The organism is Arthrobacter sp. NicSoilB4 (assembly GCF_019977335.1).
GTDB lineage: Bacteria > Actinomycetota > Actinomycetes > Actinomycetales > Micrococcaceae > Arthrobacter.
On the sequence record NZ_AP024653.1, the window covers coordinates 1734084 to 1751669 of the forward strand.

16 protein-coding genes are annotated in these 17586 nt (G+C 63.2%); 12 read left to right on the forward strand and 4 right to left on the reverse strand.

What is annotated here, in order from left to right; translation table 11 throughout:
- Positions 1-6 precede the first annotated feature (6 nt).
- The 5 genes from LDO13_RS07730 to trxA are packed head-to-tail and all read left to right on the forward strand — an operon-like array spanning position 7 to position 4870.
- Positions 7-552 carry a nucleotide exchange factor GrpE gene (locus LDO13_RS07730; RefSeq protein ID WP_224049408.1) on the forward strand — a complete coding sequence of 182 codons (546 nt, stop codon included), beginning with the start codon at positions 7-9 and terminating at the stop codon, positions 550-552.
- Positions 545-1498, forward strand: a complete 954-nt coding sequence (locus LDO13_RS07735) for a DnaJ C-terminal domain-containing protein (protein WP_224049409.1) — start codon at positions 545-547, stop codon at positions 1496-1498. The genes LDO13_RS07730 and LDO13_RS07735 overlap by 8 nt, the downstream gene beginning before the upstream one ends.
- The gene (locus tag LDO13_RS07740; protein ID WP_224049410.1) at positions 1495-1812 is read left to right on the forward strand and encodes a chaperone modulator CbpM; all 318 of its coding nucleotides are present in this window, start codon (positions 1495-1497) and stop codon (positions 1810-1812) included. Before LDO13_RS07735 ends, LDO13_RS07740 begins: the two co-directional genes overlap by 4 nt.
- Complete coding sequence (clpB, locus tag LDO13_RS07745) at positions 1809-4445, forward strand: ATP-dependent chaperone ClpB (protein ID WP_224049411.1); 2637 nt, start codon at positions 1809-1811, stop codon at positions 4443-4445. Before LDO13_RS07740 ends, clpB begins: the two co-directional genes overlap by 4 nt.
- A complete protein-coding gene (trxA, locus tag LDO13_RS07750) occupies positions 4442-4870 on the forward strand; it encodes a thioredoxin (RefSeq protein WP_224049412.1) in 429 nt (142 codons plus the stop codon). The genes clpB and trxA overlap by 4 nt, the downstream gene beginning before the upstream one ends.
- An 80-nt stretch (positions 4871-4950) precedes the next feature.
- On the opposite strand, the gene LDO13_RS07755 is transcribed toward trxA, so the two are convergent.
- Entirely contained in the window at positions 4951-5886 is a 936-nt protein-coding gene (locus tag LDO13_RS07755; RefSeq protein ID WP_224049413.1) for a LysR family transcriptional regulator, read from the reverse strand.
- Positions 5887-6102: 216 nt separating this feature from the next.
- Between LDO13_RS07755 and LDO13_RS07760 the strand changes: the two genes are divergently transcribed.
- The 3 genes from LDO13_RS07760 (at position 6103) to LDO13_RS07770 (ending at position 9057) form a co-directional block, all read left to right on the forward strand.
- On the forward strand, positions 6103-6510 hold the full coding sequence (locus LDO13_RS07760) for a hypothetical protein (protein ID WP_224049414.1): 408 nt from the start codon (positions 6103-6105) through the stop codon (positions 6508-6510).
- Positions 6511-6528: 18 nt separating this feature from the next.
- A complete protein-coding gene (locus LDO13_RS07765) occupies positions 6529-7389 on the forward strand; it encodes an alpha/beta hydrolase (protein WP_224049415.1) in 861 nt (286 codons plus the stop codon).
- Between the two features lie 186 nt (positions 7390-7575).
- Positions 7576-9057 carry an NAD-dependent succinate-semialdehyde dehydrogenase gene (locus LDO13_RS07770; protein ID WP_224049416.1) on the forward strand — a complete coding sequence of 494 codons (1482 nt, stop codon included), beginning with the start codon at positions 7576-7578 and terminating at the stop codon, positions 9055-9057.
- A gap of 1121 nt (positions 9058-10178) precedes the next feature.
- Here LDO13_RS07770 and LDO13_RS07775 read toward each other — a convergent pair.
- Positions 10179-10724, reverse strand: a complete 546-nt coding sequence (locus LDO13_RS07775) for a hypothetical protein (protein WP_224049417.1) — start codon at positions 10722-10724, stop codon at positions 10179-10181.
- A 929-nt stretch (positions 10725-11653) separates the two neighbouring features.
- Between LDO13_RS07775 and LDO13_RS07780 the strand changes: the two genes are divergently transcribed.
- Both LDO13_RS07780 and LDO13_RS07785 read left to right on the forward strand, forming a co-directional pair.
- Positions 11654-12250 (forward strand): RNA polymerase sigma factor, encoded by a 597-nt coding sequence (locus LDO13_RS07780; RefSeq protein WP_224049418.1) that lies wholly within the window; start codon positions 11654-11656, stop codon positions 12248-12250.
- Between the two features lie 11 nt (positions 12251-12261).
- Positions 12262-12933, forward strand: coding sequence for a hypothetical protein (locus tag LDO13_RS07785; protein ID WP_224049419.1), 672 nt, complete (start codon positions 12262-12264; stop codon positions 12931-12933).
- A gap of 1671 nt (positions 12934-14604) precedes the next feature.
- On the opposite strand, the gene LDO13_RS18585 is transcribed toward LDO13_RS07785, so the two are convergent.
- Positions 14605-14739, reverse strand: a complete 135-nt coding sequence (locus LDO13_RS18585; protein WP_263422149.1) for a hypothetical protein — start codon at positions 14737-14739, stop codon at positions 14605-14607.
- 476 nt (positions 14740-15215) lie between these two features.
- Between LDO13_RS18585 and LDO13_RS07795 the strand changes: the two genes are divergently transcribed.
- Positions 15216-15431: a hypothetical protein gene (locus LDO13_RS07795; protein WP_224049421.1), complete on the forward strand. Its 216-nt coding sequence runs from the start codon at positions 15216-15218 to the stop codon at positions 15429-15431.
- Positions 15432-15457: 26 nt separating this feature from the next.
- Here the strand turns inward: LDO13_RS07795 and LDO13_RS07800 are convergent, their stop codons facing one another.
- Complete coding sequence (locus LDO13_RS07800) at positions 15458-16186, reverse strand: FadR/GntR family transcriptional regulator (protein ID WP_224049422.1); 729 nt, start codon at positions 16184-16186, stop codon at positions 15458-15460.
- Positions 16187-16309: 123 nt separating this feature from the next.
- Here LDO13_RS07800 and LDO13_RS07805 point away from each other — a divergent pair, with 123 nt between their 5' ends.
- Entirely contained in the window at positions 16310-17575 is a 1266-nt protein-coding gene (locus LDO13_RS07805; protein WP_224049423.1) for an Nramp family divalent metal transporter, read from the forward strand.
- The last annotated feature ends 11 nt before the right edge of the window (positions 17576-17586 follow it).

Genomic DNA, 17586 nt, shown 5'->3' on the forward strand with positions numbered 1-17586 from the left:
ACGGCCATGAGCGACCAGGCAGGGCCGGCCGGCCCGGCCCAACCAAGAAATGACGAGGCAGAGGCTGCCGCACCCGAGGACAGGGAAACCGAAGCGGCTGCGCAGGCGGACGCGCTGGCCAAGATGGAGGACCAGTGGCGCCGTGCGCTGGCTGACGCGGAAAACGTTAGAAAGCGCGCCACCCGGGACGGTGCACAGCTAAGGGCACAGGAGCGCGCAGCGGTCTCTTTGGCGTGGCTGCCCGTCCTGGACAACCTGGAACTTGCCCTGGCCCACGCACCAGAAGGTGCGCAGGATCCGCTCGTGGAAGGAATAGCCGCTATACGATCCCAGGCCATCGATACCCTGGCCCGCCTGGGCTATCAGCGGATTGACGCCGAGAACGTCCCCTTCGACCCACGGATTCACGAGGTGGTCAGTGTGTCGGAAACGGACGAGGTTCCCCCCGGGACTGTGCTGACCGTACTGCGGCCGGGCTACGGCGGCACGGACACCGTCCTCAGGCCAGCCGCCGCCGTTGTAAGCCGGGCGGTGACCCCGGACCGTGGCTAAGGACCACTACTCAGCTCTCGGCGTCCCGCGCACGGCAAAGCCTGACGAAATCCAGCGGGCGTACCGCAAACTGGCAAGAAAATACCATCCCGACGTCAACCGGGAGCCGGATGCCGCCGACAAGTTCAAAGAGATCGGCGAGGCCTACGACACCTTGTCAGATCCCGAAACCAGGGCGCGCTACGACCGGTTCGGCGCCGACTACCGGCAGTACGCCGGCAGCGGTGCTGGCCCGGGGGGCGGCGGCACGCGGCGGGGTTCCGGCGGGCCGCGCCCCGCCCCCCGGCCGGGCCCGCGCCCGGGACGCGGCACGTACGGCGACGCCCATGTCGACATGGGAGGCGACGTCGATTGGGAGGATCTGCTCGGTGGCTGGTTCCGTCAGCAGGGAGCAGGTTCGGTTCAGGGGGTGGACCACGAAGCCGAGCTTCGGTTGACCCTCGAAGAAGCGATCCGTGGCGGACGGCGCACCGTCCGCCTGGCCCAGCCGGGTGGCGAAACTCGGAACTATGACGTTGACGTGCCCCCCGGTGTGCTGGACGGTCAGCGCATCCGGCTCTCGGGGGAGGGCGCGGCGGGCCGCGACGGGGGTTCGCCGGGGGATCTATTCCTGACCGTCCGCATCCAGCCGGACGCCAGATACCGGGTCAAGGGCCGGGACATTCACTTCGACCTTCCCGTCACGCCGTCGGAAGCCGCTCTCGGGGCCAAGATAAAGGTCAACGCGCCTGCGGGACCGGTCACGATCACCGTTCCCGAAGGCTCTTCCAGCGGGCGCAGACTTCGGCTTCGCGGCCAGGGCCTGCCCGACCCGAAGGGCCAGCCGGGGAACCTGTACGCGGAGATCCGCGTCATGGTGCCCCCGCGGCTGAGCAGCGAGGTGCGCAAGCTTTACGAACAGCTTGCCGCCGCGTCCGACTTTCACCCTAGGGAGGGGATCCTATGAGCCGAGAATACCCGCTCGCCTATCCGTGGCGTCTGAATCTCGAGGCGGTGGCGCGCAGCAGCGGTGTCCACCCCGACGTCGTCAGACGGTTCGTCGAGCTGGATCTGATTCGGCCGCTGGGTGGCGATGCTCCGGGCGGCCCCTGGTTCAGTCCGCGGGCCCCGGAACTGATCGCGCGCGTCCTGCGCCTGCATTCGGAGCTGGCGCTGAACTATGCGGCAATCCCGCTGGTACTGGACTTGCTGGCGCGGGTGGACGCGCTGGAACGACGTTTGGTTGAAATCACGCAAGTGGAAAGGACTACTTCGCGATGAATATGGAGAGTTTGACCCAGAAGTCGCAGGAGGCCTTGGCAGGGGCCCAGCGGATCGCCCAGCAACACGGCCATACCGAGACCGACGGCGAGCATCTGCTGGCGGCCCTGCTGGAGCAAGAGGGTGGCCTCGTTCCGCGGCTGCTCGTGGGCATGCAGGTTGACGTGGACGAGCTGAACAGGGCGGTCGAGACCGAGCTGCGGCGGAAGCCGAAAGTCACGGGTCCGGGGGCAGCGCCAGGGCAGGTGTACGTGAGCCGCAGGCTCGGCACACTCCTCGATGCCGCGGAACGTGAAGCCAAACGGCTCAAAGACGAGTACGTCTCGGTGGAACACCTGTTGGTCGCGCTGGCGGAGGAAGGCCGGTCCACGGCGGCCGGCAGAGTGCTGGCCGAGCACGGCATCACCCGCGAGGCGTTCCTCTCGGTCCTGACCCAGGTCAGGGGAAACCAGCGCGTCACCTCGGCAACACCGGAGCAGACCTACGAGGCGCTGGAGAAGTACGGCCGCGATCTGGTGGCGGACGCCCGCACCGGAAAGCTGGATCCGGTCATCGGCCGCGACGCGGAAATCCGGCGGGTCGTCCAGATACTTTCGCGCAAGACCAAAAACAATCCGGTGCTGATCGGCGAGCCGGGAGTCGGCAAGACCGCCATTGTGGAGGGACTGGCCCAGCGGATCGTCCGGCAGGATGTGCCCGAAGGCCTGAAGAACAAGACCATCTTCTCGCTCGATTTGAGCTCGCTCGTGGCCGGTGCCAAGTACCGCGGCGAGTTTGAGGAGCGGCTGAAGGCGGTGCTGGCCGAGGTGCTGGCGGCAGAAGGCCGGATCCTGCTCTTCGTGGACGAGCTGCACACCGTCGTCGGGGCAGGCGCGTCCGAGGGGTCGATGGACGCCGGTAACATGCTGAAGCCAATGCTGGCCCGCGGGGAGCTGCACATGATCGGCGCCACCACCCTCGACGAATACCGCAAACACATTGAGTCGGATGCGGCTTTGGAACGGCGCTTCCAGCCGGTCCTGGTTGAGGAACCCGACGTCGAGGACGCCATTTCCATCCTGCGCGGCTTGCGGGAGCGGCTTGAAGTCTTCCACGGCGTACGGATCCAGGACAGTGCTCTGGTGGCGGCGGCCACCCTATCCCACCGGTACATCACAGACCGTTTCCTCCCGGACAAGGCCATTGACCTAGTGGATGAAGCGTGCGCCCGGCTGCGGACGGAAATTGATTCGATGCCAGCGGAACTGGATGAGCTCACCCGAAAGGTCACCCGGCTCGAAATCGAAGAGGCGGCACTCTCCAAGGAGACCGATCCGGCCAGCAAGACCCGGCTCGAGGAGCTGAGGCGTGAATTGGCGGACCTGCGCGCCGAGGCCGACGCGAAGAGGGCCCAATGGGAAGCCGAGCGCCAAGCGATCCACAAACTGCAGGAAATCCGCAGTGAACTGGAGCGGGTGCGGCTGGAGGCTGAGGAAGCCGAGCGGAACTACGACCTCAACCGGGCGGCGGAGCTACGCTACGGCAGACTTGCCGACCTCGAACGGCGGCTGGCCGCCGAGGAGGAACGGCTGACCGCGAAACAGGGGGAAAAGCGCCTGCTCCGCGAGGTGGTGACGGACGACGAAATCGCCGACATCGTCGCTGCCTGGACAGGCATACCGGTCACACGGCTGAAGCAGGGCGAACGTGAGAAAGTCCTGCACCTGGATGAAATCCTGCGCGCCCGAGTCGTGGGGCAGGAAGAAGCGATTAGCGCGGTGTCGGACGCCATCATCCGCGCCCGCTCCGGTATCCGGGATCCCCGCCGCCCCATCGGCTCGTTCATCTTCCTCGGCCCGACCGGCGTAGGGAAGACCGAGCTTGCCAAGGCTCTGGCTGCGGCGCTGTTCGACAGCGAGAACGCAATAATCCGGCTGGACATGAGTGAGTACCAGGAGCGCCACACCGTGAGTCGCCTGCTGGGGGCACCTCCTGGCTACATCGGATACGACGAAGGAGGACAGCTCACGGAAGCAGTACGCCGGAAGACTTACTCGGTGGTGCTGTTCGACGAGGTGGAAAAGGCCCATCCGGACATTTTCAACACCCTGCTGCAGGTGCTCGACGACGGACGGATTACGGACTCGCAAGGCCGGACCATCGACTTCCGCAACACCGTCATCATCATGACCTCCAATATCGGCTCCCAGTATCTTCTGGAGGGTTCGGCCGAAGGCGGGGCGATCACCGAGGAAGCGCGCAGCATGGTGATGGGCGAGCTCCGGGCGCATTTCCGCCCCGAGTTCCTCAACCGCGTGGACGATATCGTCCTGTTCGCACCCCTGGGACTGCCGCAAATTGAACGCATCGTTGATCTGCAGTTCCAGCAGCTGCGGCAGCGGCTGGCCGAGCAGCAAATAGAGCTGCAACTAACCGAGGAGGCGCGCCTTCTGATAGCCGAACGCGGCTTCGATCCGGTATACGGAGCCCGGCCCCTGCGCCGCTATATTTCCCATGTGGTGGAAACTCAGGTGGGCCGGGCCCTGCTGCGTGGCAGCATCGCGGAAGGTGGATTGGTCAGCGTGACCGCATTCGAAGGGGAACTCGTGGTTGACTACAGCACGATGGAGCTGGAAGGGGCCGGAACCGCATGAACAAGGCCATCATCAAATGTCCCCATTGCGGCAAATCCAACCGCGTGCCGGCCGCCGCCGACGGCCGGCCGCGTTGCGGGAATTGCCACCGGGAGCTTCCCTGGGTGGTTGAAGCGGGCGACGACGACTTCGGCGAGATCGCCGAACGGTCCGGCGTACCGGCGCTGGTGGACTTCTGGGCGGTATGGTGCGGACCCTGCCGGATGGTGAGCCCGGTGCTGGACCAGTTGGCACACGAACGCGCGGGGCAGATCAAACTTGTGAAGGTCGATGTGGACCACTCGCCGCAGCTCTCCGCCAGATTCGCGATTCAGGCAGTGCCAACGTTGATGGTCATCGTCGATGGCAATATTGTCGCGAGGCAGGCCGGCGCAGCTCCCGCCCCTGTGCTGAGGTCCTGGTTGGAGGAGGCCCTCAGGAAGTAGCTGAAGGACAGCGGACGACGCCACAACGCTCGGCACTGCGGTTGTCAGTGGCGCTAATTAGACCGGGGCGAAGAGCACGGCTAGGCAGCTCGACGGGACTCGACGAGATTCGGCACTCCTCCGAAGGAGGCCAAGGTCCGGGCGGTCTCCACGAACTCACGTGCCAGCCCGTCATTGACATCAGTGCGCCACGCAATCGACAGCGGAGAGGGCGGGACGTCTCGGACCGGGATGAAAGACAGCCCTGGACGGTCATAGAAACGCTGGGTGGAGGCCTGGGTGAACGCTATGCCCCGCTCACCCATGATGGCTTCGAAACATTCGTCGACGGTGGCTACCTGAGTGCCCAGACGGACCGGCTGCCCGCCGCGGGCCTGGGTGGCGAGCCAGAAATCCCTCCACTTATCCGGCGCCTTGCGGGCGACGAAGGGCTCATCAACGACCTGTTCCACCGAGACCTCGGGCAGCCCGGCAAAGCGGGAACTGCTCGCAACCACGAGGACCCGCGGCTCAATGAACAATGTCTCCATGGCGAGCCAGTCGGCGGCGGGCAGGGGAGGCCGCACAAATGCCACGTCAGCGCTTCCATCGGCAAGACCCGCTGTGGGGTCGGCGAAATCGAACGATCGCATCTGGACGTGGATTTCCGGGTGGTTGTTTTTGAAGGCGGCGAGAATCCGCGGCGTCAGTTCGGCAGCCGCGTTGGCCTGAAAGCCGACTATCAAAGTGCCCCTCACGCCGCTGGCGACCTCACGCGTCAGCGAAACGGCGCGCTCCGCGGCGGATAAAAGCCGCTTAGCTTCGCCCAGTAGCACATCCCCTGCGCTGGTCAGGGAGACGCTGCGGCTGGTTCGGATCAGCAGGGGAGTGCCGAGCGAATGTTCGAGCTTCCGTATCTGGACGCTGAGGGATGGCTGCGCGATATGGAGCCGGGAGGCGGCTCGCCCGAAATGCAGTTCTTCCGCAACGGCGACGAAGTACTGCAGGACGCGCAGGTCTAGCTGTGGCTGTTGCATCGTTCAACTGTAAGCTCCGCCACAATCGGGGTCCAATAGTTTCGGGCTATCGGTGGATAGGGCACAGGTATTGGACCGCTCGGGGTCACGGGGGCTGCAATGGAAACAGCGAAGGGTTGCCAACGGAGATAGCCACCAAGCACTCCAGGAACCACGCTTTCGAGGCTCGGGCAGAGAAGCCCGACCCTCCGCGAGTCCAACGAGAGGAACAATGACATGACGGTCGCAACACGTGCCCCTTCCGTAGAATCCTGGGTTCAGAGCTTCACTGAGGCCAACAACCAGGACCCGGAAATCCAGGCCCACGGAAAGTACTTCACCTGCTCCTACCTCCTGGACATGGAGGCGCACACCTTTGTTGTCCGGGTGGAATCGGGCACCATCGCCCAGATTTCCGTGGACCCGGGACCCATTGAGGTGCCCTACCAGTTCGCCATCCGGGCCAGCGCCCACACCTGGGGTGAATTCGGCAAGCCAGTCCCGGCCCCCATGTACCACGGCATCTGGGCCGCCACTTTCCAGCGCGATATGAAGCTGGAAGGCGAAGTCCTGGTCCTGATGCAGAACCTGCGCTGCATCACCCGCCAGATCGAACTGCTGCGCTCCACCGGCGCACCCGTCTAGACCATAGGAGTTCCTGACATGAGCAAAATTTCCCCCGTCACCGGCCACTACGTCACCGTCGACGTGGACGGCCTTGAATACAAGGTTTTCTACCTCGAAAACGGCCAGGGCCAGCCCCTGGTCTGCCAGCACACCGCCGGAGCCCACAACCATCAGTGGCGCGGCCTGCTGGAGGACCCGGAGATCACCGCCAATTACCGCGTCATCGCCTACGACCTCCCCCGCCACGGCAAATCGGACCCCCCTGAAAACACTGAGTGGTGGACCGAGGAGTACCAGCTCAGCGCGGACCACTTCGCTAACTTCATCGTCGCCCTTGTCGATGCACTGGAACTGGTTGACCCCATCTTCATGGGATCCTCCTTCGGCGGCAACATAGCGCTGCAGCTCGCCCACCGCTTCCCGGAGAGGTTCGACGCCGTCATCCCCGTGGAGGGAGCGGACCACTCACCGGGCTTCTACCTCGACTGGTGGCAGCACCCCCATGCCAATGCCGCTCAGGTGTGCGGCAGCGGCACTTGGGATCTCATGGCCCCGCAATCGCCGGAGGCCGACCGTTGGAAGACCTGGTTCTACTACACTCAGGGTTCCGAGGCGTTCAAGGGTGATCTGTACTTCTATTCGGTGGACCACGATCTGCGCGGCAAACTGGGCGAAATCCAGACGAACAAATGCGCGGTGGTCTTGATGACCGGCGAGTACGACTACCTCACTACGCCTGAAGACGGAGCGCGCACGGCCAGCCAGATCCCGGGTGCCGAGTTCATCGAGATGAAGGCTATCGGGCACTTCCCTATGAGCGAGAACTACCCGGTTTTTAAGGGATATCTCGTTCAGGCTCTGGACCTGATCCGCACCAAGACAACGGTCGGAGCCTAGCCGGTTCTCGCCTAAGGCGTCGGTGCCGACCCAACGGGGTCGGCACCGACCCTGCCACCTCAATGGTGAAAGACACAGAAGATTTATCCTCTTCATGCCCTGCCTCTGGCAGCCGGACCGCACGAAACTGCTGACGGTCGGGCCGCACGCCTCTACGACTTCCCTAAACCCCTTGGAGATAGAACGATGTCAATAAACGCCCAGCGTGAAGCCGCCCTGCTGGCGTCCGTGCCGACTGGCCTGCTGATCAACGGCGAGTGGCGTCCGGCCGCGTCAGGGAAGACCTTCGACGTCGAGGACCCCGCCACCGGCAAGGTCCTGCTGAGCCTTGCCGACGCCGGGCCGGAAGACGGGGCGGCGGCACTGGATGCTGCGGTCGCCGCGCAGGATTCCTGGGCGAAGGTTCCCCCGCGGGAGCGTGGGGAGATCCTGCGCCGGGCCTTCGAGCTCGTCACTGAACGGGCCGAGGACTTCGCGCTGCTGATGACGCTGGAGATGGGCAAGCCGCTGGCCGAGGCCCGCGGCGAGGTCACGTACGGTGCGGAGTTCCTGCGCTGGTTCTCCGAGGAGGCCGTGCGCGCCTTCGGCCGGTACTCGGTGTCCCCGGACGGGAAGTCCCGGCTGCTGGTGACGAAGAAGCCGGTGGGCCCGTGCCTGCTCATCACACCGTGGAACTTCCCGCTGGCCATGGCCACCCGCAAGGTTGCCCCCGCGGTCGCCGCGGGCTGCACCATGGTGCTGAAGTCAGCGAACCTGACTCCGCTGACCTCCCAGCTGTTCGCCGCCGTGATGCTGGAGGCCGGGCTGCCCGCCGGCGTGCTCAACCTCATCCCGACCTCCACGGCGGGGGCCACCACGGGTCCGCTGATCAAGGATTCCCGGCTTCGGAAGCTCTCCTTCACCGGTTCCACCGAGGTCGGTCGCCGGCTGCTCGCGGACGCGTCCGAGACGGTCCTGCGGACCTCGATGGAGCTCGGCGGGAACGCCCCGTTCGTGGTGTTCGAGGACGCCGACCTCGACGCCGCGGTCACCGGGGCAATGCTCGCGAAGCTGCGAAACATGGGCGAGGCGTGCACCGCAGCCAACCGGTTCATCGTGCACGAATCCGTCGCGGAGGAGTTCGCGAAGAAGTTCGCCGCCAAGATGGCCGGCATGACCATCGCCCGGGGCACCGAGGCCGAGTCCAAGGTGGGCCCGCTGATCGATGCGAAGAGCCGGGACAAGGTCCACGAGCTGGTCACCGACGCCGTGAGCGATGGTGCCGTCCTAATCATGGGCGGATCACCCGTGGACGGTCCGGGGTACTTCTACGAACCCACCCTTCTCCTCGACGTGCGTGAAGGCGCCCGGATCCTGTCCGAGGAGATCTTCGGGCCCGTCGCGCCGATCATCACCTTCGCCACCGAGGATGAGGCGGTCCGGCTGGCGAACAATACCGAGTACGGACTCGTCGCCTACGTCTTCACGAGGGACCTCAACCGGGGCATCCGGATGGGCGAACGCCTCGAAACCGGCATGCTGGGCCTGAACGCGGGCGTCATCTCCAACGCCGCGGCACCCTTCGGCGGGGTCAAGCAGTCCGGCCTCGGACGCGAAGGCGGCCTCGAGGGCCTCGAGGAATACCTCTACACCCAGTACATCGGCATCGCCGACCCCTACGCCAGCTGACCACGGCGGTAGACTTACACCCCAAACCGCAGGGGGTCTCCCGTTCTCGAAACATGGGAGGCCCTTTGCTGCGTGCGCGGTTCTGGACTTCGGGGGGAGAGGTTCTGAGGGGCATTTCCCGGTCATGCGGCTCTCGACGCTACCGACCATGAAGGGGATGAACGGATATGGAATCGTTATGTGGCGCCTAGCGACCGACAGTCCTGCGAGGTCAGCCCAAGAGCCCGCAATGAGCGAGGGCATGACCAGGTTGCTCCCGAAGGTGGAGTTGAATGGCTCGTTCAACTTCATCGAGACAGAGAAACGCCGCACCCGTTCAATGCGGGTGCGGCTGTTTGGGAGGTCTTTGGTGGGGACAATCGGGGTGTGGACAGTGTCCACAGTTTGGGTCGCGGACTGGGTCGTACGGGTGCCGGACTGGGCCGGGTTGCGGAGGTTTTCGGGGGAGTGGCGGAAGTTCAGGGGTGGAACCCGGTTCGAGTCCCACCTCGGGCACGTGTTTTCCCTGTTCAGGGGCTTGCCGGCTTCTGAGTGTGAACAAATCTTTTCCCTGATGGGCCCCTCGGGGGCCTATTTTTGTTGGTGGTCGGGGGCTGGTTGACTCCTTCTCGTGGTTTCAGGCAGCGGTGGCGCTGCATACTCGTTCATTGCCGGGTACGCCTGGAGCCGCATGACTGGACGCTGTCCGGGGGAGCGTCGACGCCTTGGCTGGGACGTCGTGACTGTTCATGGCGACGTTGCTAGGTACGTGAATGACTTGGTGGGGTTTGTTGGCGGTCGGGCGCTAGCGCGTTTCTTGAGCCCCGGGGTCTGTCCGGTCGGCACGGGCGAGTACCTGACCGGTGAGCGTCATCTCCGACGGCACTCCCAGAGCAACCAGTGCACAGTTCCTTGCGGTGAGGTCTTGGTCGATCGGGGGATGCGCGGGCATATCCGAGGAGGGCCTGGTCATTGTTTTGCACGTCCCGTTTAGCCCCCCAGCACCGGGCAATCTTGCGGGCGGGTCTTACGGGAATCCACCGGCCCGCAAACGCGGCGATCGTGATCGGGAAAGCTTGGGTAATGCTTGCTCCGGTGTGGGACCGCTATCCGAACGGCAGAATAACCAGAGGGCAAGGACGCTAAAGGTCTTCAGGTAGTTTCAAAAGCTCGCTAAGCTCCGTTTCATACGCAGCTTTAGGGGCGTTGAGGGATTCCATGTGAGGGTCATCTTCAGAGTCCACCGGACGGTAACGCCAGGTGCCCTTCCAGCGGGCCAGCCCGACTGCGTCCGTGTATTCAACTGTCCCTCTGACAACCTGCTTGTGAATGTCCCCGAGCTTCACTGAAGCCGGAATACCCAGGGGCACCACCAGCGGTACCGTTGAGCGGCCGAACGGATCCCGAGGGTCCGGAACGATTTCTGGAAAGCTTGCCCTTACGGGCGGACGGCCATCAGCGAAGTGCCATTCTGCGTCGATATCCTTTGCTGCCCGGCTTGAAGTTAAGTGAAGGTTCCAGTGCGTAAAGCCTTCTACAGGATAAAACCAAAGGACGCCGACATTCGGCCTGCTTTGCAAGGCGAGGCCGAAGTGGGCCGCCCTTGCTGCCAGTTGAGCTGTTTGCTGGGCAGCTTCCGCCCGCGCTGCGGCTTCCGTGCTGGCGTCCGCCTTTTGTATCGCGACCATGGCACTTATTAGGCCGGCACCAACCGGGACAGTCAGAGAAAACGTGAGAGAGGGCACGACAAGAGGTAGCCCTGCAACGGCAACAAACACGACTCCAAGCACGATTCGAAAGGCTATCTGCCGACGTTTCCGGCGCTTCTCGGAGGTCGTCGTCGCTCTCGTCACGAATGAAGCTAACCATAATCACTGCCGAGGTTGTTCCATGTTCTGGAACTGCGCCACCACTTAGTCGAACGCTGTTTGTGGGCGGGCGACCTACTGCTTTCCGACCCCAATGGCATTAGTCTGAGGCAGAAGACTCGTTGGGACATCGGAGTGCCTCATGCATGACAGCAGTGCGGCCTTCACAATCGCATTCCCCGAGGCGAGGAAAACCAGAACGGCCAGCACTCTGGCCACGGTTTTCTTCTTGATGTTCTGGATCCTGTGGGGTGTCGACCTATTCGGGGCACCAAGTGTTCCGGAACTGCCTTGGTTCACTATTGCGCTAATCCCATTCGCACTGTTCTTAGGTTTTTCCATCTATGGATGGCGGAAGCAGAGAGAGCTCGCACCCCTTCTCAATCGCCGATTCGAAGAAGAGTTTGCCGCGCACACCCAGGAGGAATACCCACCAGACGTGGACATCTTGAAAGTGCGACGGTCGATAGCCGTCAAGAGACCGGACGGGTCTGTATGTCTTTGGGCGTGAAGCGAAATAGGGATGCCTTCAACGTGTTTCCCATGCGCTGAACCCGGGCCAATGCATCGTAAAAATCGTTCAGATTGTCCAGGCCGAGGGTGGCCCGGACGCGTCCGGTAAGCCGGTCCGTTAGGGGACCCTGATCGGGCGCTCCGCGTACGGCCGCATCGTCGGCCCAAACCGCGCAAACTATTTGTCGGAATGGGAACCTTTTCGGATCCTGCGGACACTACAAGGCATGAGGCTAATGGGGGAAACCGACGAAGACCTGTGGCGTGAATGCGTTTCAGGCAACGCTGACGCATTCGGTGTCCTGTTCGACAGGCACGCGGACGCAGTCTTCAGGTACTGTCTGTCCCGCTGTGGTTCCTGGCACGACGCGGAGGAACTCGTCTCGATCACCTTCTTGGAGGCGTGGCGACAACGGAACAGGCTCAGACCCGAGAGGGACACTCTGCTGCCGTGGCTGCTCGGCGTGGCGACGAACGCGAACCGCAATCGCGCCAGGGGATCCCGGCGGCACGCCGACTTCTTGGCCAGGCTGCCGCACTCCGATCCCCGGCACGGCCAACACGAAGCAGACCATGCAGAATCGGTCGCCTCAAGGATTGACGCAGAACGGTCCGTCCGGGAGCTACTCGATACGACCGCCGGTCTGAATGACGGTGAACGTGACGTCGTAGTCCTTTGCCTGATGAACGACGTCGGCCAAGAAGAGGCCGCCAAGACCCTCGGCGTACGAATCGGCACAGTGAAATCGAGACTGCATCGCGCACGCGCCAAGCTGGGCGCCATGAACCGGGCACTAGAGCCCGCCGAACAAGTCGACACGATGATCGTTTAAGCGAGGATGTCATGAATCTGTCTGAAGTGACCTACCCGAGAGACACGAAGAACCGTGTCCAGAACCTCCTCGTCCAGGAAGCCCGCCGGACGCCCAAGCTAAGCCCGCGGTGGCGCAAACCGGCAATTCTGACTTTCGTCGGACTGGCACTGGCCGGCACCACGGCCGCCGGCGTCTATGTTGCCTTGGCGCCGGTGGACGACACAAGGGACATCCGCTGCTACTACCATGCCGACCTCACCACCAGACCTCCTGTTGTAGGGGTCCCCGGAGAAACGAAGAACCCCTACATCACCACCGGGACCTTCATCACCGGATTCGACACCAAGAGCAACCCAAACCCGGACGATAAGAACGCCGGAATGAAACAGATCAACGACCCCATCAACCAGTGCAGCAAGGTATGGGATCTAGGAGAGATGAACCCCGGCGGACTCACTGATGACCTCATCCCGGACGGATTTGTGTCTCCGCCCCCCGGTCCTCGGGGGGCACGTCCCCTCCGTGAGGGTGCGGACAAGGACCAGAACGGCAACCCTCTCTGGCCCGGGCCGGTCAGCATGGCCCTCGGCAACTATGTTCCGTTTCTGACCGAGTGCGTCGTGGACAACACCGTCGCCGTCATCCCCGGCCCGGCCGAGGTCTGCGCCCAGCTCGGTATTCCTGCACTCGACAAGAACTAGACAGTTGGCGTCCTGTCACAAGAATTGGGGGCGACAGGACGCCCAGGCTTGGCTAGTCGACTCCGCGGGGATCGCCCACATTCGTTGTACCACGAGGTTCCGTTATGGGATCGTCTAGCGGGCAACGGGTGACATTTAGCGCTGCGGTGAGTGGCAGGTCCAGGTCAGCGCACAGCCCTAAGGCCCTGATCTGCTCGGGGTTGCCGGTAACGGTTCAATCCTTGCCTCGTTATCGTGCCTGGAACGCACCGGTTTCCCGATATAGAGCCGGATCACTTCGAGTGTCGGCGGGTGGGTTGGTGAGGGCACTTCCGTCAACGGGAAGAACGCGATCTCGCTGACCTCTGATTTCTCCGGCCTAACATTCCCCTTCCACCTTTCCAGGACAAAACACAGCGCAAACGCATGTACTTTGTCGCCGTTCGGATACTCCAGCTGATGAAGCTCCGGCTCGGAAAGACACGCGAACGCGACCAAGTCCGCAGAATTGACCAGGATTCCGGTCTCCTCAAACAGTTCGGCGACGGCGGTGCCTGCGAAACTCTGCCCGGGCTCACAGGCGCCTGCGGGAAGCTCCCAGACTCCGTTGTCGACCCTGCGCTGGAAAAGTGCGGTGCCGTGACACCCAGAACCAGAACCAGAACCTGTGCTCCCGGCAGCAGCAGTTGACGGGAACCAACTTTCTGGCGCAGCTCCCAAACGTACGCCGGACAGTCGGGGGTCATGCAGGTTGCTGGTCTCTTCTCCATGAGATGTTCGGAAAGGAGGAACCCGCCGCCATGATGGTCGTAGGTTTTCAGCATGAGTTCCGCCCCCTAGCGCGGTCCTTGTTCCCGGCCGGTCCGGTTCCGGAGGCCGACTATCGGCGCGAAATCGCGCGCAGGACACGACCGCCCCGCTCGAACGGCCTTCTATGCAGCTTGGTTGGGCCGGAAGTAGACAAGAAAGAGGGTGTGCACATTGTGCACACCCTGGGCTTCGGATCGGGCCGTACCGGTGCCGGACTGGGCCGGATTGCGGAGGTTTTCGGGGGAGCGGCGGAAATTCAAGGGCTGGAACCCGGTTCGAGTCCCACCTCGGGCACGTGTTTTCCCTGTTCAGGGGCTTTTTGATGTTTTGTGTGCACATTGTGCACACTCTCGCCTCTGATCTGATGTTCCGGGTGTGTGGGGTCCCGGATAGACCTATTCGGTTGTGGGGGAGTGGCTCACTACGGCGGACCGCGTACCGCCCTGTGGGGTCTCTGCTGGGAGTCCATCGTTGTTCGTCCTTCCGTTGGGTTTTCGCGTTCACCACGTCATGGTGGCTAGGGCCGCTTGCAACATGACTTGCTGAATATTCTTTCGATCGACCGAGGGTTGCGGCCCGGTCCGGAATCTCCGCTCTGATACCTGTTCATGCAGGAAGGCGGGCGTAACGGCATGACCTGGCAACCGATCCGGAGCTGATCATGAGCTCGCTGAGCCTGGCGAGTGGGCAGCCGGGCTGGGTTCGAGGGCGATTTCCAGGAACTGGTGGGCTTTGCTGCCACGGTCTTCCCATTGCCGGCGTTGGGCATCAGGTCGGCCGCTTGCGGTCAGAATTTCGCCGACGGCGTCCAGAGTATCGAACAAGTCGATGAGGCCGGCGTCCTGGACGATGCTCAGGTGCGTGCGCCTTCCCGATAGGGCCTCAGGCCAGGCGGGCGCGTCGAGTCGAGACCGTCCAGTCCATCGGGAAGTCGGCCGGCTCATGGTCCAGGCTCGTGATGCCCCGGTACTGGCAGCTGTAGTCGAGGGTTATGTATTCAGAGTCGAGGGCGGCCATGGTGTCCTTCGGTACCGGGGCAGGTTCGTCCCGCGCAAATTGATCGGTAGGTTGCCACTTCTGCGATTCGGAGCCAGTTCCAAAACACCGGGCCGAAAGCCTGCTCGGCAGGACGCGGACAGGCTCATACACGGTACCTCCTGACGCCTGTTTGCCCAGCGAGCATACGGGAGGCACACTGCCGGGTCCCAAGAAGCTCTCAGCTTTGAGGATTAGTGTGGTTAGGGACCGGAGGCCAACAGGCGCAGAACCATGGCCGAGAAATCTTACCCATGACGTGCTCCTGATGGACCTGAGGCGACTCCGCCTTCGCCAAGACTGTCTTGACGCCCGAAGCTCAGGGTCGCGGATTCGGACGCCTGCCGCCTGATGGAGGGAAGCAATTCCTCCGACACTTCAACTTTCAGCTAGACGGCACTTACGGTCGCCCGGTTCGAAGCCGCCATTAGTCGCCAAACAAGGAAGCCAGATCCAACATGAAAACAACCATGGACCTGCCGGTGACCGTCAGGGCAACTGACCGTGCCAGCATGGAGCGCCAGCTCGACGAAGCCGTTCAGGATGCCTTGACACAGGCAATGCATGAAGGGTGCCAGGGAATCCTGGTTACCCAGGTTGACCCCGCCTCCTTCACGGTCGATCTCAGCGATGCCGTCCCGTTCGGACTGACCCGCGAACATCGGGCCTGGTAGACCACCCTTGCTGGGCATCGCCGTGACTACTTGGCCCCTCCGCTGCCGGATTGGGAGCGGGCGCCGGCGCTATGAGTTGCCACGGGCGCGATGAGTTCCTGGATCCCGCCGATGTGGTCCCGCATTGCCTGTTCGGCGGCAGGGCCGTCCGCGGCCTTGAGTGCGTCGATGATGGCCCGGTGTCCCGAGAGTGAAGCGGCCTTGCGGCTGGCGCCCTGAAAGCCGAGCCGGCGTGAGGAGCGCGCCCAGTCGCTCACGAGGCGAATGAGCTTGGAAAGCAGAGGATTTCGCGCAATGTCAGCCACCATGACATGAAATTCGACGTCGAGCTCAAGCAGCCTCGCGGAGCTCGTCTCCTCTTCTGCGGTGCGCAGAATTGCCTCAAGCTTCCTCAGGTCCGACGGTGTCGCCTTGGCCGCGGCAAGCGCCGTGACCCCTGGTTCGATCGTGCAGCGCATTTCCATGATCTGGTTGAAGTCCTCCTGCGCCGCGCTGTAGACCGAGGAGAGCTCCTCTGCCTGTTTCGGCGTTGAGGATTCGAGCACGATGGTCCCCCGGCCAGGGCGGCGGCTCACGAGCCCGCGGAGCTCCATCTCCAGCAACGCCTCTCGCAGCGTCGTCCGTGAGACCCCCAGCGTCGCGGCCAGCACCCGCTCGGCGGGTATCTTCTCGCCGCGGGGGAGTTCGCCTCGGATGATCATGAGTTCCAGCTCGGCAGCGAGATTGCCGCCCATGGATACCCAGTCGTGACTCACTGCGGACCAATTGACCACCGTGCACCTCGTCTCTGCCGTTTCGGTTGCGCTTAACAGTCTAGCCGTGGCATATTGGTTGGACCAACAGACCAATGGCGGTCTTGATCACAACTACGGAGCCAAATGGAAAAGGTCCTTACGCAGGAGACACAGCAAGTCGGCGGCACGTCCCGCTGGCGCCGGATTGCCGGCGTTGCCGGTCCAGGGTTCATTGTCGCCGCTGCAGGCGTCGGTGCCGGGGATCTCATTGCCTCCCTTAATGCCGGCGCCAGCTTCGGGCTAACCCTTGCTTGGGCCGTCGTCGTCGGCTGCTTCATTAAGTTCATCGTGACCGAGTGCATCGGTCGCTGGTCGCTTGCTACGGATATTAGCCCGCTGCGTGGTTTCCACCAGCTCAGCAAGATCTTCACCGGCTACTTCGGGATCTACTCGATCATCTTGGGGTTCTTCTACGGCGCGGCCATCGCCGGCGCGCTCGGACTCACGGTGCACGCGATGTTCCCGGCGGTCGACATCAAAGTGGGCGCCATCGTTGCCGTCCTGTGCGGCCTGGGTATCCTGTGGATCGGCAAGTACAGCTCCTTCGAGAAGCTCATGTCCTTCTTTGTGGCTGTCATGTTCATCTCCATTGTGGGCGCCGCAATCTTGACCAAGCCCGATCTCAGCATCCTGCTGAGCGGCCTGACGCCGCGCGTCCCGGAGGACGGAACTTTCTACGTACTTGGCGTCATGGGCGGGGTTGGCATGTCGATCGGTCTCCTGTCCTATGGCTACTGGCTCCGCGACCGGGGCTGGAACGGTCCCAGCTGGATCAAGACGATGCGCCTTGACCTTGTCATCGGCTACGGCATGACCTTCATCTTCATGTTCGCCATGATGATTGTCGGTGCGGCCTTCCTGCAGGGCACCGGCACCGAGGTCGGCGGACTGAGCGACCTCAACGCCCTAGCCACCCCCTTCGCGGAACGCTTCGGCGAGCCCGCCAAATGGCTCCTGCTCATCGGAATGTTCTCTGCCGTCTTCAGCTCACTCATCGGCGGGTACAACGCCCTGGCCAACGTCTTCAATGACATCTTCAACATCTACCGCAAGACCGACAAGGAGCGGGACGAGAACGCCGCCCGGTCCGTACCCTTCCGCGCCTACATCCTGTGGATGTGCATTCCTCCACTGGCCATGCTGTTCCTGGACAAGCCGGTCACGCTGGTGCTGATCTACGCCGCACTGGGCGCACTGCTGATGCCGGTCATGATCGGCGGGCTGCTCTGGCTCATGAACTCCAAGCACCTGGACAAGAAGCACCGCAATGGCCTCGTAATGAACGCCTCGCTGGTCCTAGGCCTCGTCATTTTCGTCGGCCTGGGCCTCAACGAACTCCTTAGCCTCTGATCCCGGGGCAC